Source organism: Paenibacillus sp. CMM36 (assembly GCF_053570945.1).
The window spans coordinates 146,519-167,745 of sequence record NZ_JBSEDY010000001.1; the positions used below are offsets into that span (position 1 = coordinate 146,519).

The 21,227-nt window shown below is 48.0% G+C and carries 25 protein-coding genes; 18 read left to right on the forward strand and 7 right to left on the reverse strand.

The genetic code is table 11. The features are described from left to right. The first annotated feature begins 144 nt into the window (after window positions 1-144). The 5 genes from ACWA2B_RS00670 to ACWA2B_RS00690 all read left to right on the forward strand — a co-directional run bounded on the left by ACWA2B_RS00670 (window position 145) and on the right by ACWA2B_RS00690 (window position 5,488). Window positions 145-1,188 (forward strand): serine kinase, encoded by a 1,044-nt coding sequence (locus ACWA2B_RS00670; protein WP_449291556.1) that lies wholly within the window; start codon window positions 145-147, stop codon window positions 1,186-1,188. Further along, entirely contained in the window at window positions 1,175-1,477 is a 303-nt protein-coding gene (locus ACWA2B_RS00675) for a lasso peptide biosynthesis PqqD family chaperone (RefSeq protein ID WP_029516229.1), read from the forward strand. Before ACWA2B_RS00670 ends, ACWA2B_RS00675 begins: the two co-directional genes overlap by 14 nt. A gap of 1 nt (window position 1,478) precedes the next feature. Beyond that, window positions 1,479-1,964, forward strand: a complete 486-nt coding sequence (locus ACWA2B_RS00680) for a lasso peptide biosynthesis B2 protein (RefSeq protein WP_029516230.1) — start codon at window positions 1,479-1,481, stop codon at window positions 1,962-1,964. A gap of 28 nt (window positions 1,965-1,992) precedes the next feature. Further along, entirely contained in the window at window positions 1,993-3,486 is a 1,494-nt protein-coding gene (locus tag ACWA2B_RS00685) for a nucleotidyltransferase domain-containing protein (protein ID WP_208332459.1), read from the forward strand. Between the two features lie 142 nt (window positions 3,487-3,628). Further along, a complete protein-coding gene (locus ACWA2B_RS00690; RefSeq protein WP_449291557.1) occupies window positions 3,629-5,488 on the forward strand; it encodes an ABC transporter ATP-binding protein in 1,860 nt (619 codons plus the stop codon). 22 nt (window positions 5,489-5,510) lie between these two features. On the opposite strand, the gene ku is transcribed toward ACWA2B_RS00690, so the two are convergent. Then, entirely contained in the window at window positions 5,511-6,425 is a 915-nt protein-coding gene (ku, locus tag ACWA2B_RS00695; RefSeq protein ID WP_449291558.1) for a non-homologous end joining protein Ku, read from the reverse strand. Window positions 6,426-6,635: 210 nt separating this feature from the next. On the opposite strand from ku, the gene ACWA2B_RS00700 reads away from it, so the two are divergent. Genes ACWA2B_RS00700 through ACWA2B_RS00715 form a run of 4 tightly spaced genes read left to right on the forward strand, consistent with a single transcriptional unit; the run spans window position 6,636 to window position 7,477 of the window. Continuing rightward, on the forward strand, window positions 6,636-6,875 hold the full coding sequence (locus ACWA2B_RS00700; protein WP_165144705.1) for a hypothetical protein: 240 nt from the start codon (window positions 6,636-6,638) through the stop codon (window positions 6,873-6,875). 52 nt (window positions 6,876-6,927) lie between these two features. Further along, entirely contained in the window at window positions 6,928-7,107 is a 180-nt protein-coding gene (locus tag ACWA2B_RS00705; protein WP_029516235.1) for an H-type small acid-soluble spore protein, read from the forward strand. 3 nt (window positions 7,108-7,110) lie between these two features. Continuing rightward, on the forward strand, window positions 7,111-7,278 hold the full coding sequence (locus ACWA2B_RS00710; RefSeq protein ID WP_161626982.1) for a hypothetical protein: 168 nt from the start codon (window positions 7,111-7,113) through the stop codon (window positions 7,276-7,278). A 16-nt stretch (window positions 7,279-7,294) separates the two neighbouring features. Beyond that, window positions 7,295-7,477, forward strand: coding sequence for a hypothetical protein (locus tag ACWA2B_RS00715; protein ID WP_196245330.1), 183 nt, complete (start codon window positions 7,295-7,297; stop codon window positions 7,475-7,477). A gap of 103 nt (window positions 7,478-7,580) precedes the next feature. Here the strand turns inward: ACWA2B_RS00715 and ACWA2B_RS00720 are convergent, their stop codons facing one another. The 5 genes from ACWA2B_RS00720 to ACWA2B_RS00740 all read right to left on the reverse strand — a co-directional run bounded on the left by ACWA2B_RS00720 (window position 7,581) and on the right by ACWA2B_RS00740 (window position 12,038). After that, entirely contained in the window at window positions 7,581-8,237 is a 657-nt protein-coding gene (locus ACWA2B_RS00720; RefSeq protein WP_029516236.1) for a 3-oxoacid CoA-transferase subunit B, read from the reverse strand. Further along, window positions 8,234-8,899 carry a CoA transferase subunit A gene (locus ACWA2B_RS00725; RefSeq protein ID WP_029516237.1) on the reverse strand — a complete coding sequence of 222 codons (666 nt, stop codon included), beginning with the start codon at window positions 8,897-8,899 and terminating at the stop codon, window positions 8,234-8,236. The genes ACWA2B_RS00720 and ACWA2B_RS00725 overlap by 4 nt, the downstream gene beginning before the upstream one ends. A 41-nt stretch (window positions 8,900-8,940) precedes the next feature. Continuing rightward, a complete protein-coding gene (locus ACWA2B_RS00730) occupies window positions 8,941-9,681 on the reverse strand; it encodes an acetoacetate decarboxylase (protein ID WP_039269579.1) in 741 nt (246 codons plus the stop codon). Between the two features lie 54 nt (window positions 9,682-9,735). Further along, entirely contained in the window at window positions 9,736-10,920 is a 1,185-nt protein-coding gene (locus tag ACWA2B_RS00735) for an acetyl-CoA C-acetyltransferase (RefSeq protein ID WP_029516239.1), read from the reverse strand. Between the two features lie 587 nt (window positions 10,921-11,507). Next, the gene (locus ACWA2B_RS00740; protein ID WP_449291559.1) at window positions 11,508-12,038 is read right to left on the reverse strand and encodes a cysteine hydrolase family protein; all 531 of its coding nucleotides are present in this window, start codon (window positions 12,036-12,038) and stop codon (window positions 11,508-11,510) included. A 134-nt stretch (window positions 12,039-12,172) separates the two neighbouring features. Between ACWA2B_RS00740 and tsaE the strand changes: the two genes are divergently transcribed. Genes tsaE through tsaD form a run of 4 tightly spaced genes read left to right on the forward strand, consistent with a single transcriptional unit; the run spans window position 12,173 to window position 15,086 of the window. Next, window positions 12,173-12,652 carry a tRNA (adenosine(37)-N6)-threonylcarbamoyltransferase complex ATPase subunit type 1 TsaE gene (tsaE, locus tag ACWA2B_RS00745; protein ID WP_071639895.1) on the forward strand — a complete coding sequence of 160 codons (480 nt, stop codon included), beginning with the start codon at window positions 12,173-12,175 and terminating at the stop codon, window positions 12,650-12,652. Between the two features lie 3 nt (window positions 12,653-12,655). Continuing rightward, entirely contained in the window at window positions 12,656-13,492 is an 837-nt protein-coding gene (gene tsaB, locus ACWA2B_RS00750; protein ID WP_449291560.1) for a tRNA (adenosine(37)-N6)-threonylcarbamoyltransferase complex dimerization subunit type 1 TsaB, read from the forward strand. A 17-nt stretch (window positions 13,493-13,509) separates the two neighbouring features. Beyond that, window positions 13,510-14,025, forward strand: coding sequence for a ribosomal protein S18-alanine N-acetyltransferase (rimI, locus tag ACWA2B_RS00755; protein ID WP_029516243.1), 516 nt, complete (start codon window positions 13,510-13,512; stop codon window positions 14,023-14,025). Then, entirely contained in the window at window positions 14,022-15,086 is a 1,065-nt protein-coding gene (gene tsaD, locus ACWA2B_RS00760; protein WP_449291561.1) for a tRNA (adenosine(37)-N6)-threonylcarbamoyltransferase complex transferase subunit TsaD, read from the forward strand. Before rimI ends, tsaD begins: the two co-directional genes overlap by 4 nt. A 547-nt stretch (window positions 15,087-15,633) precedes the next feature. Here the strand turns inward: tsaD and ACWA2B_RS00765 are convergent. Next, a complete protein-coding gene (locus ACWA2B_RS00765; RefSeq protein ID WP_449291719.1) occupies window positions 15,634-17,598 on the reverse strand; it encodes an ABC-F family ATP-binding cassette domain-containing protein in 1,965 nt (654 codons plus the stop codon). Window positions 17,599-17,868: 270 nt separating this feature from the next. Here ACWA2B_RS00765 and ACWA2B_RS00770 point away from each other — a divergent pair, with 270 nt between their 5' ends. From ACWA2B_RS00770 to tatC, 5 genes are all read left to right on the forward strand, one after another. Beyond that, on the forward strand, window positions 17,869-18,522 hold the full coding sequence (locus tag ACWA2B_RS00770; protein ID WP_029516246.1) for a 5-formyltetrahydrofolate cyclo-ligase: 654 nt from the start codon (window positions 17,869-17,871) through the stop codon (window positions 18,520-18,522). A gap of 38 nt (window positions 18,523-18,560) precedes the next feature. Further along, window positions 18,561-19,049, forward strand: a complete 489-nt coding sequence (moaC, locus tag ACWA2B_RS00775; RefSeq protein ID WP_029516247.1) for a cyclic pyranopterin monophosphate synthase MoaC — start codon at window positions 18,561-18,563, stop codon at window positions 19,047-19,049. Window positions 19,050-19,163: 114 nt separating this feature from the next. Continuing rightward, window positions 19,164-19,646: a MogA/MoaB family molybdenum cofactor biosynthesis protein gene (locus ACWA2B_RS00780; RefSeq protein WP_013309212.1), complete on the forward strand. Its 483-nt coding sequence runs from the start codon at window positions 19,164-19,166 to the stop codon at window positions 19,644-19,646. A gap of 103 nt (window positions 19,647-19,749) precedes the next feature. Beyond that, a complete protein-coding gene (locus ACWA2B_RS00785) occupies window positions 19,750-20,001 on the forward strand; it encodes a twin-arginine translocase TatA/TatE family subunit (protein WP_013309213.1) in 252 nt (83 codons plus the stop codon). A gap of 111 nt (window positions 20,002-20,112) precedes the next feature. Beyond that, window positions 20,113-20,880, forward strand: coding sequence for a twin-arginine translocase subunit TatC (tatC, locus tag ACWA2B_RS00790; RefSeq protein WP_029516248.1), 768 nt, complete (start codon window positions 20,113-20,115; stop codon window positions 20,878-20,880). Window positions 20,881-21,227: the final 347 nt, after the last annotated feature.

Genomic DNA, 21,227 nt, shown 5'->3' on the forward strand with positions numbered 1-21,227 from the left:
TGGGCCGATAACGATTGAATGAACGAAAATAGCATGATCCATTGGACTCGTATTCAATATACAGCCGTCTTTATTTCTTTCGGGTTAGAGGTGTTGCCCAAGAAATAAAGACGGGATTTTTAAAGACAGAGGAGTGAGTCCTACGTGCATGACAGGAGTGCAAATGTCAGTTGGGCGAAATATACGGCCTTTGGACTCAGGATTGCGAGTGAGCTGAATCTGCCTGAGCTGATGCTGGCAGCACCAGGAGTGGTAGAGGATGTAGTCATTCGACAGGCTGATTTGACTGCATGGAGTGGTCAGCTGGAGCAGGCCAATTTTGTGATGCTGGATGAGCGATTTATGTTCCGAATACCGGGCACGGCCATTTATGCCGTCAGGGAAGGCAAGGAGATCGAGGTAAGTATATTCTCTGGGGCTGATCCTGACACCGTGCGGCTGTTTGTGCTGGGTACATGCATGGGTGTTCTGCTGATGCAAAGACGAATATTACCTATTCACGGAAGTGCGGTCGTCATCGGGGGGAGGGCCTACGCATTTGTGGGTGAATCGGGTACGGGGAAATCGACATTGGCTGCTGTTTTTAGGCAGGCAGGTTATCAGATGGTTAGTGATGACGTGATTGCTGTAAAAGCTACGGGTTCCTCTGCCATTGTGTATCCAGCTTATCCGCAGCAAAAGCTGGGGCTTGAAAGCTTGCTCCAACTGGAGGCTTTACGGGAGAACAAGCATGTACGCAAAAGAAAGCACATACAGTCCCTAACTGACGACAATTCTGTAATGCCACAATACACAGATCTGCGTACGCTTGCAGGTGAGCTGAATAAATATGCCGTACCCGCTGTAGATGATTTTTATAACGATCCGCTGCCCTTAGGGGGCGTATTCGAGCTGGTGGCAGATTCTCCAACCCGTGCGTTGATGCGCGAAGGGGAGCTAGTGTCGGTTACGGAACAGCCCTTGAACGTTCTGGAGTGCTTGCATACATTACTACAACATACATATCGCAGGGTGATTATTCCGCGAATGGGTTTGAGTGAATGGTCGTTTGATACAGCGGCTAGGATGGCTCGGAAAGTGGAGGGCTGGCGCTTGCTGAGGGATAGTTCCGTCTTTACTGCGTCCGAGGTTGTACAACGGGTACTTGAACTCATTCGTAAGGAGGAAAAGAGTTATGGCAGCCACTAATCCAGCTAAGGATCATTATCGCGTCATTTACAATGAAGAGGTCTACGTCAGTGATATGGACGGAGAAAAAGTGATGATGAGCATTAACACTGGTAAATATTACAATTTAGGCTACACAGGAGGACGAATCTGGGAACTGGCAGAATCCGGTCCTTCACTTGGCGATATCGTAACTGTCCTGACGAACGAATATGAGGTGGACGAGGAACAGTGCAGACAGCAGGTACATACCTTTGTGGCTGAGTTGGAGCGGGAAGGACTGTTAAAGCTTCTACGGGAGCCGGTATAACATGCGGATACAACGGCTTCTTCTCCTGTCTCCAGAAGTCAGAAGATTGTTGCCGGAAGCCTGGCTGGAGCTGGGATGGGCGAGGCTGCGCCAGCGTCGTTCTTTTTGGGATTACTCAAGGGCTTGGGGCATACGTATGGAAGAAACCCCATGGCAGTGTGACGTTGGGCAAGAGAAGTCCATTCAGCAGATTTCACACGCTGTAGAGCTGGCAAGCAGTTATACTCCTTGGCGTAGTAGTTGTCTTGTACAAGCCGCTGCGGCGATGACGTTGCTGGGGCGCAGGAAACTGGACTGCACGCTGTATCTGGGTACAGCCAAAAATGCCGCTGGACGCTTGGCTGCACATGCATGGGTACGTAGCGGACCGATTTATGTTACGGGGAAACGGGAGATGGAAGCATTTACGGTGGTGGGGATATTCGGAAGACGTGCTGTGATGGATACAAATAAGAATATGGAAGATAAAAGTAGTTCTTTACTTTAATGCGATGAGACACGAAGGAGAAGAATGCATGCCCACCAAGTCTGTTTTGGAACTTGCGAATTGGAATGAGGATCAAGAATTAACGTTGTTACTCTCTCTATTGGGGAAGGACGTTATTCATTGGCAGGATACGACTGCTGCTACCCAGCTGCGTGAGATGGATTGGGTCCGCTTTTTACGTCTGACCGAGCACCATCGAGTGGTACCTACGGTGTATCTCCAGCTAAAAACATTGAATCATCCATTCATTCCCGCAGAATTGTTGCGAAACCTTCAGGCGCAATATCATCGAAACACGCTTCGCATGCTCCATCTTCAAGCAGAAGCCGAGCGTCTGACCAGGCTGCTCATAGCTCATGGAATTCGTGTGCTTATGTTGAAGGGGCCTGCTCTGGCGCAGCAATTATACGGGGATGTTTCTCTGCGTACTTCCAAGGACATAGACTTACTCATTGCCCCTGACGATATGGATGAGGCTGAGCATTGGATGCAGGAAGCTGGATATTCGTCCAAGAGCGGAGAAGTGCGTGTCCTTGGCAGTTGGAAATGGAAGGACCATCATGCATCCTATTTACATCCGCAAAAACGGGTAGAGATAGAGTTGCATTGGCGGCTTCACCCGGATGGGGGTGGGGAACCCTCTTTTAACGAGCTGTGGAACTGCCGGAAAAAGGGCAAAGCTGCAGGAGCCATTCGGCAGGTACCGTTGGGATCTGCCGACAACAGGACTGTGATGACGTCCTGTATGTATACGCTTGGCAGCGAGCATCAATTTCTGTACTTGAGTGCGCATGGTGCGCGTCACGGTTGGTTCAGGCTGCGCTGGCTGGTTGACATCGACAGGCTTGCGATATGTGCTGTCGATTGGGAGGCGCTACTGCCGATGATGCGCCGCTACGGGGGCCTGCCTGCTGGCGGGCAGGCTTGGGCACTCGCCGCTGCGCTGTTGGGTACGCCGATACCGGAGCCGATGCGTCCGGTATCGGCTACCCGGCAGGCGCATAGGCTCGCGCTGAGCGCGCTGGCCTTCATGCAGGCCAGCGTACCCGCACTGTACCCGATCACCCACGGGTCGGGTACAGGTAGGCTTGCTCCATCAGAGCTGCTGCACAGCAGAGCCTTGGCGGAGCAAGCGGAGGCCGCCCCTCCAGGTGGCGGTCCTTCAGTATGCAGTACCTCTGGCGAAGCAGCCATGCTTGCCACCCGTGGCGTTACTAGCATCACGGAAGATGCCAGTAACGACAATCATAATCCGATGAGCACCGCTGCCAGTTGTGCCCCGATGACTCCAGCTGCTGCCTCCAGCCAAGTCATGACCAAAAACAGGGCTGTCTATCAGCCGGTCAGCCGCACTTACTTGCTTTCCTTAAAAGAGCCAAGACACAGACTATGGTATCTCATCAGCCGTTTGTTTCCTTCTACGGGCGATTCGAGCGTTTTTCCATTGCCTCGCCAGCTGCATTTTTTGTATATCCCTTTACGTCCATTTCTCTGGCTGAAGCGGCGATTTTCAAAGCACTGACTCGATAGAGGATTTTGTGAAAATCCAATAAGCGGCTTTCAATGAACAATATATAGATCGAAATGGTCTAGTTCGTCTATATAATGCACTTTGGAGCGATTGGGATCGAATTTTGCAAAGTCCTGAATAAGGAGTGTGCATTATGGTTCACCTGCGATTATATATGACAAAGCTGTATAGCGTGAACGGCGGTGCGTTATTTCTCAATATTGGGTGTATGATCATTGTCAGTCTACTGGAGGGCTTTGGCATTTATATGCTTGTTCCTATGCTGGCGGCCATCGGCGTATTTGTCGGTCATTCAGGGATGCCATTTCTGTCTGATGGATTGGATCATTTTTTGCCGTTCGTTCCTAAAAGCTGGCTATTGCCGGGGATGTTGATGGTTTTTGTAGTGCTGCTTACAGGGCAGGCTTTGCTTCAGCGTTACCAATCCATCCTGAATTCGCGGATTCAGCAGCGTTTTATGCGTTCTCTTCGAATAGACGTGTACACTTCCTTTATGAAGGCGCAGTGGGCCTTTTATTTGCGTCAGCGTAAATCTGATTTTAGCCATGTGATGACGACCGAGCTGGCGCGTGTCAGTCAGGGGACGAATTTGCTTCTTCAACTGACTACAGCCGTCATGTTTACGCTGATCCAGATTGCGCTGGCTTTTTGGTTATCCCCCTCTTTAACCGGACTGGTATTTCTGAGTGGATTGGGGCTGTTTGTCGTGTTCCGCCGCTCCATTCGAAATGCCAAACAATTAGGTGATCGTACGACTGAACTGTCACAGGTTTATTTTGCTGGAATTACGGATCACATGAACGGTATGAAAGATATAAAAAGCAATCTGTTGGAAGCGGCGAATATCCATTGGTTTCGCTCCCTGACGCAACGCATGGAGGATAATACGACTCAATTTGTCCGGAAAAATGCGACCACACAGTTTTTTCATCGTGCAGTGGCAGCTGTTTTTGTCGCTTGTGTCATATTTATATCGCTGCAGTGGCTGCATGTTACACCTGAAAAACTGATTGTGCTGATTCTTATATTTTCCCGCTTATGGCCTCGATTTGCTCTTATTCAAGCGAGTCTGGAATACATCATGTCTATGATCTCCGCTTTTGAAAGTGTCACCAAGGTGCAACAGGAGTGCGAAGCTTTCACAGATCCGTCATTGATTGCACTTGCATCCTCTGAGACTCGCGTTCCATCCGATCCATCGGTAGTCAATCTATCATCTGCATCTGAACGGCAACCCCTGTCCCTTCGTCAGGGGATTGAATGCAGCCATCTGGATTATCGCTACGAGGGTGCAGCAGAGCCTGCACTGCGTCATATTAATTTGTTCATACCCGCCCGGGAAATGACAGCCATTGTAGGGAAATCAGGAGCAGGCAAAAGTACAATGGTCGATGTCCTGATGGGTTTTTTACGTCCAACAGGGGGGCAGATTACAATAGACGGGCTTGTTCTGGGCGACGAATTATTGCCCCAGTGGCGGCAGTCGTTTGGCTACGTGTCACAAGACCCATTTTTATTTCATGCGACTGTCCGCGAAAATTTGATGCTGGCGGATAAGGATGCTAGTGAGCAGCAGCTATGGGAGGCGTTACATTTTGCAGCAGCAGACAACTTTGTATCCAGACTGCCCGAAGGGCTGGACACGATCATTGGAGATCGCGGGATTCGTCTGTCTGGAGGAGAACGTCAACGGCTAGTATTAGCACGGGCTATCTTGCATCATCCTCCGATACTTATATTAGATGAAGCGACAAGTGCGCTGGATGGTGAACATGAAGCCGCAATTCAGGCAGCACTGGAACGGATGAAAGGTCAAATGACGCTGATTGTCATCGCTCACCGCCTGTCAACCATCAGACATGCGGATCAAATTGTCGTACTGGATCAAGGCGAGGTCATACAGCAGGGGAACTACCGCCAACTGGAACAAGAGGAGCGGGGGGCGTTTAGTCAGCTACTATCGTATCAAAGCAGTGTCACCGCCACCCCTTAACCAGACTTTTCTGTAACTCAGCTTAAGTTTCTTTACGTTTGGCAGTGCTTCTTTTCTTTTTGACTGGAGTCGGAGAGAGGTTGTCGCCTGCCACCGCCTGCTGTGCTGTTGGGGCTGCTGGTTTACGCGCAGGGCGTTTTTTCGCAGCAGGACCGGGATCGGTAACGACAGGTTGCACTGCCTCGATGCTGGCCTGAAGGGCGGCCATTAAATCTACTACATTGGTCTGAGGCTGGGTTGGGGCGATTCGCACCTCTTCACCAGCCACTTTATGCTGAATGAGGTCCAGCAGACGCTCGCGGTACTGATCCGTATACTTGGCTGCATCAAAAGGTGTAGATAGCTGCTCAATCAGCATTTTGGCCATGGTCAGCTCCTTCTCTTTAACCTCTTCCCGCCCCGGTAAGTTAGGAACTTGAGCAATGGGACGAATTTCATCGGGGTAAAACATCGTCTCCACCGCCAAACATTCATCCAACACCCGAATCGCCGCCAAGCTGCTTTTAGAGCGGATGGAGATTTGGGCAATCCCGATTTTCCCGGTATCCTTCATTGCATTCATGAGCAGCTTATACGCATTGGAGCCGGCCTGATCCGGGGATAAATAATACGTTTTCTGAAAGTAAATCGGATCAATTTCCTGCAAATCAACAAAATCCAAAATCACGATATTTTTATCCGCTTGTCCGCTAACTTGCTCCAGTTCCTCCTTGTCGAACATGACAAATTTTCCTTTTTCATATTCGTAGCCTTTTCCAATTTCCTCCCATTCGACCTCCTTGTCACAAACGGGACACTTTCGTACATAGCTAAGTGGGCTTCCACACTCCTTGTGAATGTAACGCATGGAAATGTCCTTATCCTCCGTAGCTGAAAACATTTTAACGGGCACATGAACCAGCCCGAAGCTGATCGCGCCTTTCCAGACCGTATGCATACCGCCAGTCCTCCTTCTCTTTAATCCGCATTTTGCATCCTTCGATTCCGGGCACCCCGGGATATGAGCATATGATTTTCACTTAGTATGCTTCGTATAAGTGATTGTATGAGGTGTAGATGAAGACTGCGAATTGCTGCCGCTTGCGCATGGTTACAGCAATTTTGGTACATAGTAAGGCATATCCGATTCAAAGGGGGTACGCAATTTATGTCCGGAAAATCCTATCCTCGGCAGATCAGTCATCATGTGGGTCAAAGCCATATCGCCTTTCGGGGTCCCGCCGCAGGCGAACAAGATGCATTGCCGCCCGAGTTTGCCCTTTCACATGGAACTCAGCCGCCTTTTCCCGTTGCTGTGGCTCATGTGGATTTGGAGGCTGTAGTTTCAACCTCGCCTTCCCATAGCTTTCCTTCATTGGACGTTGAACGACTTATAGATGAAGACTAGGTGACCTACATTTCTAAATTAATGCACCAACAATCAGCAGGAGGAGAACAGCATGAACGTGGAACGAGCAAAAGCCATTTATGATTCATCTGAAAATATTGCCGTACAATTGGATGGCAAACCGATTTGGATTGAGCATGTGGATGAAGCAAACGGTATGGCTACCGTACAGGTGGGCAGCAACCCCGGCAATACTCAAACCGTCCGTGTGGATCGTCTGGAAGAGCGGTAGGAGATGGGAACCAAACATCTGGTCATTATCCATGGCCGTGACAAAAAGCCCAGATGTGACGAAATGCTTCGTCTTATTAAAAAAGCACTGATCGCAGGATTGCGTCGAGTGAACGAGGAAGCGGCACAAAAACTGGAGCAAGAGCAGATTTTACTGACATTTAACGGTTGAAGATGATTTCCATCTGATGCTGAATCGAAATTTAATAGAAAGTATTGATGATCAGCCGCTTATTCAGACATTCTGGAAAGATAGTCACACTGGGCGTGCCAATCCCCACAACTTCTTTGCTTATCTTAACCATACGAAGGTGGCTGAGCATGTAGCGGATTGGATTTTACGCTCAAAAAGGCTCGCAATTGCTCAATGAGCAATTAGCGAACCTTTTTTTGTAATAACAAGTGCAGTCGTAGGGACGAGTTAAATGCCAGACAAGTTAATTTGAAGATGCAGTTGGTTCCTTTCTATGACCTTCACACTGCAATGGCCCTCAAATGTGGTGAAACTATCAGTTTAGCCTCTGTTGCTAATTGAACGTCTTCCACCGTCAAACCCGGAGCAATTTCTTTTAGCATCAGCCCTTTACCCGGAATAACATCAATGACAGCCTTTTCGGTTACTATGGTCTTTACAACATTTACAGCAGTCAAGGGCAGCTTGCATTGTTCCAGTATTTTCGGCGCGCCATTTTTGTTCACATGCTCCATGGCTACAATCACTCTCTTGGCTCCAACTACCAAATCCATGGCTCCCCCCATACCCGGCACCTTTTTCCCAGGGATCATCCAGCTTGCAAGGTTGCCTTTCTCGTCGACCTCCAGGGCGCCCAGCACGGTGATATCCACATGCCCTCCGCGGATGATGGAAAATGAAAGTGCACTGTCAAAAAAGCATGCTCCTTCCATGGTTGTAACGTAGTTTCCGCCTGAATCGATACAATCGAGCCTTTCTTTTCCCTGAGCCGCTTTGGGGCCTACACCGAGGATTCCGTTCTCAGCCTGCAGCATAATATGAATGTCCTCGGGGATATAGTCCACTACCATTGTAGGCAATCCGACACCAAGGTTGACAACTTCACCACTTTTGAATTCCTGGGCTATTCTTCGAGCAATGAATTCTCTGTTATTCATGCGTTTTCACCCACCTTTACAATTGCGTCGACAAATATTCCGGGAACGTTGACATGATTGGGGTCAATTTCACCCGTCTTTACGTATTCGTCTACCTGAGCAACTACATACTCTGCCGCTGTAGCCATAACCATATTGAAGTTACGTGAAGAGCCGTTGATGACAAGATTCCCCGCTTCATCAGCCTTATGGGCTCTGATTAACGCTACATCCGCTTTGAGCGGGAGTTCGAGCAAATATTCCCTTTCATCAATTTTGATTTTCTTTTTTCCTTCCTCTACAACGGTGCCTACACCTACAGGTGTTAAAACCCCGCCCAAACCGGCTCCTCCCGCGCGTATTTTTTCAGCGAGCGTGCCTTGCGGGAAGAGTTGGACCTCAGCTTCTTTCGTCATCAGGAGCCTTCCCGTTTCCGGATTGGAGCCGATATAGGATGCAAAAATTCGCTTTACTCTGCCGCTTTTTACAAGCTTATAGATAGATAATTCTGGTGTGCCTGTGTCGTTGGAAACAATCGCAAGATTGCTGGCGGGATTGGTGTCGACAAGCGCACGAACCAGCTCCTCCGGAAAGCCTCCTGCCAGAAAACCTCCGACCATCACCGTGTCTCCGTCTTTGACCTTCTTAACTGCTTCTTCAGCGGAGATTACTTTGTTATTCATGGTTCCTTCTCCTTATATATATATTTTTAGGAAAGCAAACTTTATTGAAGATAATCGTAGAGGACTCTTCCATATGGAAGCGTTAAATCAGCAATAAAATGTTTCCCGCCAATATAAGATTTAACCGGCAAATCTGCCACAGGAGCGTTGACATGGGGGATCAGGCTTAATCTGGCAGGCCCTGACCAGGCTCCTTTTACAGTAATGTTCTCAAGATTATACGCTACTAACTGAGCGATTTTGGGGGTACCGTCAACATCAGGAATTAACTTTAAATTAACTTGTGTTTTTGCGATGGCTTTTGCCGTTTCCTTTTCATCAAGAATGTTATATTTGAAAGGCATAGTTCCCGTGGCCACCAGGACGTTGTTATAATGCAATGTACCCGTCAGCGTCTCCGTCTCCTCAACGATCAAGCGAGGCTTTGCCCATTTTTTCGGAAATCCCCAGACTTCGCGTCCCCCCAGAATAGCAGGTGCGTTATCCAAATACATTTGGGCGACAAAATTGCAGGGTTCTCCTTGAAAAGTACACGGAATGACAATACCGCTTTCCTCATAACTTCCTAACCCGGATGAATCGGGCATCTTGATCCATTCATAGGAAACCGTATTGCTTCCATCCGGCTGAAGAGGTTCCGGGACCGCCTGTCTAATCGCAGCGGGATCGGTCTCATAGGTAATGATAAAAAATTCCCGGTTGATGAAGCGGTATGGCGGGCGCCCGTAGCTGCCGCTAGCCGCAGGCATGGATTGGAGTGAAAGTACATCTTTTTGATTCATAACGGTCTCCCTTCCTTTTAAGAGATATTCTAAAATTCATCTTGAATACGCACTTTAAATGAGCGCATTTTCAACCAGCATCGCTATGCCCATTCCTGTTCCGATGCATAACGAGGCGATGCCGTAACGTGAAGATCTTCGCACCATTTCATGAACCAACGTAGCCAATATCCTAGCACCGCTGGCCCCGACAGGATGCCCGATCGCGATCGCGCCGCCATTGACATTCACTTTGTCCAGACTGACCCCTAGCTCTTTCACTACCGCTAATGCTTGTGAGGCAAACGCTTCATTAATTTCAAAAAGATCAATGGCATCGATGGATACACCTTGCTGCTTCAGAAGTGTCGAAATGGCTTTCACTGGCCCCATTCCCATATATGCAGGGTCAACGCCAACAAGGGAATAACCCTTGATATATGCCAATGGCTTTAATGCATGTTCTTTGCATTTGTCTTCCGACACCACAAGTACGGCCGCCGCGCCATCATTGATTCCCGAAGCATTCCCGGCGGTAACCGTTCCGTTCTCCTTAAACGCAGGTTTTAATTGAGAAAGTTTTTCTTTCGTTGTATTTCCTCTTATGTGTTCATCCTCTGTGAAAGAAATAGTTTCTTTTTTGTTTTTGATCATGACTGGAACAATCTGCTCTTCAAAAAGCTTCTTGTTTTTTGCTTCTACGGCCTTTATCTGGCTTTGATAGGCAAATTCGTCCTGCTCCATTCTTGAAATTCCATATTTATCGGCAACATTTTCTGCGGTAATTCCCATATGGTAATGGTTGATCGGGCATGTAAGGCCGTCGGCCACCAGGGAGTCTACCAACTCACCGTTACCAAGTTTGTAGCCGTTTCTTGCATTTCTTAGCAGGTAAGGGGCATTCGACATGCTCTCCATGCCTCCGGCCAAGACGATGTTGCCTTGTTCAGCCAATATTGAATTGTAAGCTAAAGCAACGGCATGAAGTCCTGAACCGCAAACCGTGTTTATCGTTGTTTCGGGTACATCAATAGGGATACCGGCTTTTAATGCCGCCTGTCTGGCAGGATTTTGTCCATTGCCCGCCTGAAGAACATTTCCCAAATAAATCTGATCAATCAAAGAAGGCTCTAATTTACTTTGCTGAAGGCATGCTGTCATCACGGTTGCTCCCAGTTCGGAAGCGCTTAGAGGCGCAAGGGTTTTGTTAAAAGAGCCGACCGCTGTTCTTAACGGGCTTACTAAAGCTACTTTTTTCATTAAAACTCACATTCCTTTCGCTGTGTTAAAACACAATACATCCATGATTGCACTTCAATTAGTAATTTCCGCTCTTAACCTACGAGACGCAGCGATTGCAAGATATATTTGCATGCGGGCATATCATGGTGCCTAAGACAGTAAGTGTGACGGTTCGATCGCCTTCTCCCATTGGAAATTAAAACCAGTTTCATCATAGTTCTAATGCAGATTTTGCTCAATGTCCAAATATTTACACATATCTATGTACAGATGTTTATAGGGTCATATAGGCCACAATAATTAGGCCATTCTAACGTTTTCTGTTATTTTCTTGTTTTTTCTGAAAATCATGATCATAAATTGAATTTTATGTTAAAAATGAAAGTTACAATCCATACGTAAAAAAGTTTTCCTCGCAAATATCATCTAACTCAGCTGGAAAATAAAAAAAGCCTCCAGAATTTTCTGAAGGCGGCTTTGTTTCTGACCAATCTGGTCTTGAAAAAGCTAGGCAGGTTGCCAATCCAATTGAATACATTTGGAATTCCAATAAAAATGATGACGTCTTTGCGAGATAGTGAAAACTCGTGAATTGGATCAATAACTCACGAAAAATGTACATCTGCTGTCGCGAGTAAACGCACAAAACGATTGCCAAGCATCTCATTATGATGAGCTACAATTTGTTCACTGCTCAGCACCTTGCTATCAAATGTACTATGTGCATCCAATACGAGCACGTTGTTCTGGTATCCCAGACTATAGGCGCTTCGGCAAGTCGTGTCGAGGCAAAACTCGGTCTGCATCCCCGCGATTACGAGCTGATCGGCCCCCAGTTTCTTCAGCACATGGCCCAATTCGGTTTGGTAGAAGCTGTCCCAGGATGATTTGCGGACAATTCGTTCATGAGGAAGAGGGCGCACCACATCAGCGATGGCCCAGCCTACACTGTTTTCCCGGAAATCCTCATCCGCTTCATCGGTATGCTGTACAAAAATCACCGGTGTACCTGTAGCTCTGGCTTTGTCCAAAAGCTGCTGCAAATGCGATACAACTTCCTGCTCGCGATACAGCTTCCCATCATACATGAACATCGCCTGCTGAACATCAATCAAGAGTAAAACGGTTTGTCCCATCGTTTCGATCCCTCCCTGTGTGTATCATCTAACTTACAATAGCATGTCTTCATGCCTTGCGGCGACATAAGGTGAACTATATAATAAAGAACAAGTTGGAACGGTCCGATTCGGACGAAAGGTGATTAAAATATATGACAATTTCGCAGGAACAGTTTACGTTCCGTTCTGTCTCAGAGGCACAGACCGGGGCATTGGCAGGTTTTTTGGCAGCCAAAGCGGTTCCCGGAACAGTGATTGTGCTGGATGGAGATCTGGGGGCGGGCAAAACTGCTTTTTCCAAGGCTTTTGCCAGCCATTTAGGTGTGCCGGGTATCGTAAATAGTCCAACCTTTACCCTCATTAAGGAGTACGAGGGCCGATTGCCTTTGTATCATATGGATGTGTACCGGATTTCCCAGGATGAGGCGGAGGATCTCGGGCTGGACGAATATTTTTACGGGACAGGAGTATGTCTGGTGGAATGGGGTAGTATTATACCGGATATATTGCCGGAGCAGCGGCTTCATATGTATATAGAAACAACGGATGTGGGGGAGCGCCTGATCCACCTGACCGGGTACGGCGAGCCTTATGAACAATGGTGCCGCAGTTTGCGGGAGAATGGAGTTTGAACCATGCAAAGAGAGCATACAGATGTAAATGTAAAGCCGCGTGAGCGGTTTTTGACGTTAGATACAGCGACGACCGTGATGGCGGCCGCTCTGATGAACGGAAGAGAATTGCTGGGAGAAAGCAACGTCTATGGCGAACGTAATCACTCCGTGCATGTGATTACCGAGCTGGAACGACTGCTGAATGAAGAAAGGCTGACACGAGATGATGTAGATGGTATTGCAGTTGGTGTTGGACCGGGGTCTTATACCGGTATCCGGATTGCGGTGACTGCAGCCAAAACACTCGCTTGGGCCTGGGGTATCCCGGTGACGTCCATATCGACTTTGCACGCTTTGGCGTGGGGTGGTTGGAATCGCGGCATCGAGATGAAGGGACAAGAAGATAAAAATGAGTCTGTGAATAACGGTTCGTCCGGAGCGCAGGCAGCAGACTGGATTGTGCCTGTGCTGGATGCGCGCCGTGGTCAGGTTTACACGGGGCTGTTCGCCGTGAATACAGTTGACGACGTCGAGAGTCCGCAACGGCTGGAGCCAGATGCAATTCGCTTAATGACTGCTTGGACCGATGACCTGCTGCAACGGCTGGAGGCTTTGCCCTCTGAAGAGCGTCCTCCAGTCATTTGGCTAGTCGGTGAAACGACGGTTCACGCCGAAACAGCTGAGCGTCTGCGTGCTTGGAGCGAGCTTCGTATTGTACCTTATGAGCTGGAAGGAAGATGGGTTGGCCGCCTTGGGGCGGATAAGCTGCTTCGTCAGGAACATGACGAGCTACATACGCTGGTTCCTAATTATACCCAGCTGGCGGAGGCGGAAGCCAATCTGCTTCGTCAGCGCTGAAGAGAGCGGTGAACAACATGGCAAAGAACATACAGCGGGAAGAGAAACTTGAGTTTCGCTTGATGCAACTGGATGATATTCCCGATGTGCTGGAGATTGAGCATGAAGCGTTCACGCTACCGTGGACGGAGGAAGCATTCCGCAATGAGCTGACGATGAATCATTTCGCTAAATATATGATTATGGAACTAGACGGACAAGCCATTGGTTACGCAGGCATGTGGACGATTATGGATGAGGCCCATATTACGAATATTGCGATTCGTGAGGCTTATCGCGGACGCAAGCTTGGAGACAAGCTGTTGAATGAGCTGATGCAGACCGCATCTTATTTAGGGATGGAACGTATGACGCTAGAGGTGCGGGTAACGAACCGGATCGCTCAGGGCTTGTATGAGAAAAAAGGCTTTAAGCCCGCGGGTGTGCGCAAAGGCTATTATTCGGATAATAACGAGGATGCCGTGATCATGTGGGCGGATCTTCCCGCGCATGGGGCATCCGGTGAACAGGAAGGAAGCGTGCAGAAGCAATGACGCAAGAGGAAAAAGCAGGTACAGGCTCCGCCTCCAGCGAGCCTTGCTATATACTGGCAGTGGAAACGAGTTGTGATGAAACGGCTGTTTCTGTCGTGAAAAATGGCACAGAAGTGCTCTCGAATCTGATTTCCAGTCAGATTGAAACACACAAAGCCTTTGGTGGTGTCGTACCAGAGGTGGCTTCACGCAAACATGTAGAGAGCATCACCTATATGCTGGACGAGGCCATGCAAACATCGGGAATTACCCCTCGTGAGATTTCGGCGGTTGCCGTGACACAAGGACCAGGACTGGTTGGCGCATTGCTGGTTGGTATTGTCGCCGCTAAGAGTGCTGCTTTGGCATTCGGCAAGCCGTTAATCGGGACGCATCATATCGCGGGACATATTTATGCCAATCAGTTGGAAAATGATATCGTATATCCGTGCATTGCTCTCGTTGTGTCAGGAGGACATACAGAGCTGGTGCTGATGGAGTCCGAAGGTCATTTTCAACTCATTGGTCGTACAAGGGATGATGCGGTTGGGGAAGCCTACGACAAAGTAGCGAGAGCCATTGGGTTTCCGTATCCCGGTGGCCCGCATGTGGATCGTGTGGCTCATGAATCGGAGGAAGTGGTTACTTTGCCGCGTGCATGGCTGGAGCCGGATTCTTATGATTTTAGCTTTAGTGGTTTGAAATCGGCGGTGCTGAATGTAATTAACCAGACGAAAATGCGCGGAGAAACCGTTCATGTCGGAGCGATCGCAAGAGGCTTTCAAGAGTCGGTCGTCGAGGTGCTGGTAGAAAAGGCGATTCGTGCCATGCGTGAATACGGTGCGAAGCAGCTCCTGCTTTGTGGCGGTGTGGCTGCTAATCGCGGACTGCGTACAGCATTGCGTGAGCGCTGTGAGCGCGAAGGAATCGAGTTGCTTGTACCATCGATGAAATATTGCACAGATAATGCAGCGATGATCGGCGCTGCGGCCTACGCCAAATGGAAGCGCGGGGAATTTACCTCATTGGATATGAAGGCTGATCCAGGGCTGTCTCTGGAAGAATGGTCTGTCCAAACTTAATTGAAGAAGAATGAGCAAGACATGGCACAGTTGAGCCGTGTCTTTTTTGTTCCGCACCATAACTATCATAAAAATATAAATTCAAGAGGATAAAATACAGGAGTTTGAGCAAAAGAATGGCAGCATCTCATTCCCTCGCATGATTCGTCACAATGGTTCACGATTTTTCATAATCCATCAAAAAAATCTGGAATTTTGATATTGCCCGAATAATGATGTGATTTGTCAAGTTGTGAACAAAGTTATCCACATATACCGTTTCGAATGTGGATAACCCAGCCCGAAGCAAGCAGGCTAAGACTTTTTGGAGATAGCAAGTTGGGGGATATGTAACACCTTTAGTTCTTGTAAAATCTGTGGATAATGTGGATAAAAGGGTGGATAAATTTGGTTTTCATTTGAAAATGGCTCTTTATCAATAAAAAAATGGCCTAAAAGGCCATTTTTCAATCTCATTCATACACATAAGCTGTGGATAATCTTGTGTACAAAAATATAGAAGAGGAAAATGTGAAATTTTTAAGGCTAAGATTTTATGCAGTAGTGTTTATTCTTCTAACAGCTCTTCCCAAGAGGTATAGGTTTCAGTCAATTCCTGTTTACGGGTGTCGAGCTGTGCCTGAATATTCTGAAGCGCTGTGTAATCCTGATAAATCTCAGGTAGGGTCATTTGTTCCTCCAGCCCTAAAATTTGTTTTTCCAGCGTTTTGATCTGGTTTTCCAATGCCTCCAGCTTGCGTTGACGGCTACGTTCCTCGCTTTTGGCTTGTTTGTCTGCAGCATAGGTGGCGGCGCGTGATTTGGATGTGGTCTCGTCTGTGACGGATGCAGAGGTAGCCGATGTTTTGCCGCGTGCGGCCTGATTTGCCTCCAAAGCTTCCTGCGCAATTTCCTCCAATTCCTGCTTTTTAGCTACATAGTCATCATAATTCCCCAGGAAATGTTCTATCCCTCCAGGATGAAGCTCGATGACACGTTCCGCCATTTTGTTCAGGAAATAACGGTCATGGGAAATGAACAACAGTGTACCGTCATAGTCCATCAAAGCCGCTTCCAGCACTTCCTTGCTAAACAGATCCAGATGGTTGGTAGGCTCATCTAGAATTAACACGTTGGCTTCGCGCAGCATGAGCTTGGCCAGAGAAACGCGGGCTTTTTCCCCTCCGCTTAATGCAGCTACTTTTTTTAGTACATCGTCACCGCTAAACAGGAAATTACCCAGCACTGTACGAATACGTGCTTCTTCCATATGAGGATACTCGCTCCACAACTCCTCCAGTACGGTGTTGGCAGGGTTCAGGTTCGTCTGCTCCTGGTCATACAGACCGATTTTGATTTTCGTGCCCCAGTGGATGGAGCCCGCAGCAGGTTTAAGTGATCCGGTCAGACATTTGAGCAACGTCGATTTTCCGATCCCGTTCGGACCAATCAGTGCCACGGTATCTCCACGTTTTAAGTCGAACGATGCGTGCTGGAATAAAGGCTTTTTCCCTTCATATCCCACAGAGAGGTCACGGACCTCCAGTACTTCCTTACCTGACATATGGGCTGTTTCAAAGGAAAAATGAGCCTTTTTCAAGTCTCCCATCGGTCGATCCATACGCTCCATTTTATCTAACTGCTTGCGCCGACTTTGAGCGCGTTTGGTCGTAGAAGCCCGCACAATATTACGTTGTACGAATGCTTCTAAACGGGCAATTTCTCCTTGCTGCTTTTCGTAATGCTTCAGATTCGTTTCGTACTCGGCAGCTTTCAACTCCATGTAGCGGCTGTAGTTGCCTGTATATCGGGTAGAACGATGGCGTTCGATTTCAATAATCGTCGTTACCAGTCGGTCCAGAAAATAACGGTCATGTGATACAACCAGCAGAGAACCGGAGTAGCCGCGCAAATAGTCCTCCAACCAGGTTAGTGTTTGAATATCCAGATAGTTGGTAGGCTCATCAAGCATGAGGACATCTGGGGCGAGCAGTAGGATGCGCGCTAGCGCAAGCCGAGTTTTCTGTCCTCCGCTCAAGGTAGCTACAGGCGTTTCAGGTGCAAATGAGCCAAAGCCCATGCCGTGCAGCACGCTGCGAATACGGGTCTCCATTTCATAACCACCGTGATCCTTGAACCAGTCTGAACGACGTGCATAGCGTTCCAGCAGATCTGCGTAGCGTTTTTCGTTTTGAGCATTGGCCAGGTCAGCGATGTCCTGTTCCATTTGCCGCAGTTCCCGTTCCGCTTCAATCAGGGGAGTGAACACCAGCATCATTTCCCCCCAGATAGAACGGTCAGAATTCAAGCCGCTGTTTTGCGCCAGATAACCGATGCTGGTCTCCTTTGCCTTGAAAATTTGTCCACTGTCATAGGATATTTCACCAGCAATGATTTTGAGCAGGGTCGATTTGCCTGCACCGTTCACACCTACGAGTCCAATACGTTCACGTTCCAATATTTGAAGGTTAATCCCGTCCAGAACGGGCTCAATTCCATAAGATTTAGTAATTCCGGTTACTTGCAATAGCATAGCGTATCGTTCCTCCATTACATTTTGCACAGTTCTACCTGCTTTTTTCGCAGGTACCTTCCTTCCAGTTTACATGAAATTACCCACTATTGCACTGCTTTCACCCTGTAAACCCTTGAGCCGCGTGTAGTCAATTTGTATAAACAATGATAAACTTAAGCGAGAAGTGAAAAAGAATGAAAAAAACTTGCAACGTACAGCACTTACTGACAAATGGGACAATAGCAACGTATTAAAGATTATCGACGATTGTGCGGGAGGGCGGATGTGATGGATGTCTGTAATGTGAAGAACGCGCTGCGTTTGCAGCAACGGGAGGCGCGTGACTCCATGGACCCGCTGACAAGGCAGAAGGCATCGGCTGTGGCCTGTCGGCATGCAATCGAGGCATGGGAGCAGCTTAGAATAGACAGAAACGGAGATAAGCTAACCTTATTTAGTTATCTCTCTTTTGGCAGCGAGATTTCGACGACTCCCCTCATTGAGCATTGCTGGTCACAGGGAGATCGTGTCCTGGCTCCAAGAGTGGATTCGGTAACTCGGACGATGGAGCTGAGGGAGATGGATCAGAACGGAGATATTGTACCCGGCGTCTGGAACATCCCTGAGCCTGCTTTGACATGCAAGGAATGGTCGCCTGAAATGTGGACGGGAATTGACTGGGTTGTTGTGCCCGGCTTGGCCTTTGATCGTCGAGGGGGCAGGATTGGCTACGGCGGAGGCTATTATGACCGCTTTACCGTACAGGTAGAGGCAGAGAAGCGTAACAACAGCCACGTAGGTCCGCTGTATGTCTCGCTGCTACTGCCGGGACAATTGCTCACACAGGTGCCTATGGAGCCAAGGGATTTGCGAGTGGACGTGCTGTTTACTCTGGATGGACGCTTAGATTGTGATTATGCAAAATTGACAAATGATGAATGAAGTAAAGTTGGGTATGTGAAAGGAGCTGTGAGGGAGTCGTGGATTCCTTTACTCATTTTAACGAACAGGGACGTGCTCGTATGGTAGATATTTCGGGTAAGACGTCTACGGTTCGTACAGCAGTTGCCGTGACTCAGATTACGATGAATCCGGCTACATTGACGGCTGTAAAAGAAGGAAGAATCGGCAAGGGTGATGTTCTTGCTGTGGCCCAGGTCGCAGGGATTCAAGGCGCGAAAAAAACGTCAGACTGGATACCGATGTGTCATCCACTGGCTCTGACAGGCGTGAACATTACTTTTTCCGATAATGGACATGATGTGCTTCATATTGAAGTTGAAGTGAAGACCGAAGGTAAGACAGGTGTAGAAATGGAAGCTTTGACAGCGGCTTCAGCCGCAGCGTTAACCGTGTATGATATGTGCAAGGCGCTGCAAAAAGATATGATCATCGGCCCTACCATGCTGCAATCCAAAACAGGTGGCAAGCATGGGGATTTTCAACGGGAGGACCACCGGGAACCTTGACATAGATAAACATTGTCGCCGAGAGGGTACTGTGATGTGATGCAGGATGCAGCGTGGCTGTTTCTGATTTTCAGAAGAGAAAGTATTCTTTCATGATAGGAGAAGGGTGATCTTATGGTGTGGAAAACGGCGATCCTAACAGCCAGTGATAAAGGGGCAAGGGGAGAGCGTGAGGATACAAGCGCACAGGTCATCCGGGAACTCATCGAAGAAGAACTGGGCGGAGAGATTGTGGAATACCGGATCGTTCCCGATGAACCGGATGAAATTATTGCAGCTTTAATCGAAATGACCGATTATTTTCATGCAGACCTGGTACTAACTACGGGCGGGACTGAGCTGGCCATTCGTGATGTGACACCCGAGGCGACTCGGCGGGTTGTGGAACGGGAAGTGCCGGGTATGGCAGAGGCCATGAGAATGATCGTGATGCAGAAAAATCCAGCGGCTATGCTATTCCGTGGAATCGTGGGAATACGCGGACGTACACTGATCGTCAATTTGCCAGGAACGCCCAAAGGCGTGCATGAAAATTTGGCAGCGATAATGGACCAGCTTCCAGAAGCGTTGCTTATGGTGACAGGTCAGTTCCGGTAGAAGGCAGCACATCGTGTGTGGTATGATACCTATAAGAATTTATAAGGCCGTATACGGACAAAGATTCTTATTTTGTTCGTCAACATAAGGAGGATTACTACACATGCCCAATATTGGAGCACCGGGTTATATTTTGTTAATTATTCTGGCGCTGCTGCTATTTGGTCCGAACAAGCTGCCTGAGCTGGGTCGAGCTGTAGGGCGTACATTCCGTGAGTTTAAAAACGGGGCACGCGATATTTTATCAGAAGATGAACGGACTGAGCGTAAAGACAGCAAAGATAGTGTGGTCAAAGCATCACAAACGACGTCTTCAGAAGTTCAACCTCAGCCTGAGGATAAACGCTTGTCATAGATTTAGTGATCGATTCTTGATCTTGTACAATAAACAAAAGCCTCTTCTTCAGTGAAGGGCTTTATTTTTTAGGAGGCGCTGCTGCGTTCCGTTCAGAAAGGAGGAGTGGACTTGACCCCATCAGAGCATGAAATGCCGCTAATGGAACATCTGGGAGAGCTTCGCCGCAGAATGATCTATGTGTTAATTGTATTTGTATTGGCACTGGCTGGTGGTCTGTTCGCGGCGGGTACTGTATATGACTGGCTTATTCGCTCCGGTTCGGCGCGAGCTTTTCAGTTAAACGCGTTTTCCTTTTGGGACGGGATTGGTATCTACATGAAGATCGCCATGATCATCGGGATTGCGGTGGCGCTACCGTTTGCATGCTACCAACTGTGGAAATTTGTCAGCCCGGGATTAAGGCCGCAAGAACGAAGTGCGACTTTGCGGTATGTGCCTTATGTGCTGCTTTTATTCATCATTGGGACAGCTTTTGCTTATTTCATTATTTTCCCGATGGCGATTCAGTTTACATCGTCTGTCACCAAAAGTATGGGATTACAGGAAACGTACGGGATCGCACAATATTTCACCTTTATGTTTAATATTGTACTGCCTGTAGCGCTACTGTTTGAGCTCCCCCTGCTTATCATGTTTCTGACGGGGATTCATGTTTTAACACCAATGCGGCTTCGCAAATGGCGGAAGATTTCTTATTTTCTGCTGGTGTTTGTCGCGGTTGTCATTACCCCGCCGGATTTTATTTCCGATTTTTTGGTGGCGATTCCGTTGCTGGTGTTATATGAAGTGAGCGTGTACTTGTCTTCGGTCGTGTACCGCAAGCAACTGCGTGCACAGGAGGAACGTGAGGCTCAATTGCGTGTAGCTTCAGAATAATAAGGCAGGACTTGAATGGCTCAGTAAATAATTTATTCGGGTCGCGCTTCATGGCAACTTGCAGATGATGAATAGCATTTGTATATCATGACTATGTACAGAGCATGAACAGTAGCGGCTTAGTCCCCTGAAAAATAACCATTAGCCTTGAGTTAACGGTTATTTTTCAGATAGATGGATATAATCGGGAAGGGCTGTCCATAAAAATTCCCATAAAAAATACATTAGGGACTTGAAATTCAATCCCAAGTTGAGTATCATAAAGTTGGTTGTTAGCACTGACGACTGTCGAGTGCTAATACATACAACATAACAACCAAATTACAGGATAAAACACTTAATAAGGA

What these genes read in the sequence shown, in the direction of transcription:
- ACWA2B_RS00765 (WP_449291719.1), bottom strand. Translation starts at nt 17,598, where the DNA reads ATGCTATTGCAAGTAACCGGAATTACTAAATCTTATGGAATTGAGCCC.
- ACWA2B_RS00780 (WP_013309212.1), top strand. Translation starts at nt 19,164, where the DNA reads ATGGTGTGGAAAACGGCGATCCTAACAGCCAGTGATAAAGGGGCAAGG.
- ACWA2B_RS00735 (WP_029516239.1), bottom strand. Translation starts at nt 10,920, where the DNA reads ATGAAAAAAGTAGCTTTAGTAAGCCCGTTAAGAACAGCGGTCGGCTCT.
- ACWA2B_RS00690 (WP_449291557.1), top strand. Translation starts at nt 3,629, where the DNA reads ATGGTTCACCTGCGATTATATATGACAAAGCTGTATAGCGTGAACGGC.
- tsaE (WP_071639895.1), top strand. Translation starts at nt 12,173, where the DNA reads ATGACAATTTCGCAGGAACAGTTTACGTTCCGTTCTGTCTCAGAGGCA.
- ACWA2B_RS00710 (WP_161626982.1), top strand. Translation starts at nt 7,111, where the DNA reads ATGGGAACCAAACATCTGGTCATTATCCATGGCCGTGACAAAAAGCCC.
- tsaD (WP_449291561.1), top strand. Translation starts at nt 14,022, where the DNA reads ATGACGCAAGAGGAAAAAGCAGGTACAGGCTCCGCCTCCAGCGAGCCT.
- tsaB (WP_449291560.1), top strand. Translation starts at nt 12,656, where the DNA reads ATGCAAAGAGAGCATACAGATGTAAATGTAAAGCCGCGTGAGCGGTTT.
- ACWA2B_RS00700 (WP_165144705.1), top strand. Translation starts at nt 6,636, where the DNA reads ATGTCCGGAAAATCCTATCCTCGGCAGATCAGTCATCATGTGGGTCAA.
- ku (WP_449291558.1), bottom strand. Translation starts at nt 6,425, where the DNA reads ATGCATACGGTCTGGAAAGGCGCGATCAGCTTCGGGCTGGTTCATGTG.
- ACWA2B_RS00770 (WP_029516246.1), top strand. Translation starts at nt 17,869, where the DNA reads ATGGATGTCTGTAATGTGAAGAACGCGCTGCGTTTGCAGCAACGGGAG.
- ACWA2B_RS00740 (WP_449291559.1), bottom strand. Translation starts at nt 12,038, where the DNA reads ATGGGACAAACCGTTTTACTCTTGATTGATGTTCAGCAGGCGATGTTC.
- ACWA2B_RS00785 (WP_013309213.1), top strand. Translation starts at nt 19,750, where the DNA reads ATGCCCAATATTGGAGCACCGGGTTATATTTTGTTAATTATTCTGGCG.
- ACWA2B_RS00720 (WP_029516236.1), bottom strand. Translation starts at nt 8,237, where the DNA reads ATGAATAACAGAGAATTCATTGCTCGAAGAATAGCCCAGGAATTCAAA.
- ACWA2B_RS00730 (WP_039269579.1), bottom strand. Translation starts at nt 9,681, where the DNA reads ATGAATCAAAAAGATGTACTTTCACTCCAATCCATGCCTGCGGCTAGC.
- ACWA2B_RS00715 (WP_196245330.1), top strand. Translation starts at nt 7,295, where the DNA reads ATGCTGAATCGAAATTTAATAGAAAGTATTGATGATCAGCCGCTTATT.
- ACWA2B_RS00705 (WP_029516235.1), top strand. Translation starts at nt 6,928, where the DNA reads ATGAACGTGGAACGAGCAAAAGCCATTTATGATTCATCTGAAAATATT.
- ACWA2B_RS00675 (WP_029516229.1), top strand. Translation starts at nt 1,175, where the DNA reads ATGGCAGCCACTAATCCAGCTAAGGATCATTATCGCGTCATTTACAAT.
- ACWA2B_RS00685 (WP_208332459.1), top strand. Translation starts at nt 1,993, where the DNA reads ATGCCCACCAAGTCTGTTTTGGAACTTGCGAATTGGAATGAGGATCAA.
- ACWA2B_RS00680 (WP_029516230.1), top strand. Translation starts at nt 1,479, where the DNA reads ATGCGGATACAACGGCTTCTTCTCCTGTCTCCAGAAGTCAGAAGATTG.
- rimI (WP_029516243.1), top strand. Translation starts at nt 13,510, where the DNA reads ATGGCAAAGAACATACAGCGGGAAGAGAAACTTGAGTTTCGCTTGATG.
- ACWA2B_RS00725 (WP_029516237.1), bottom strand. Translation starts at nt 8,899, where the DNA reads ATGAATAACAAAGTAATCTCCGCTGAAGAAGCAGTTAAGAAGGTCAAA.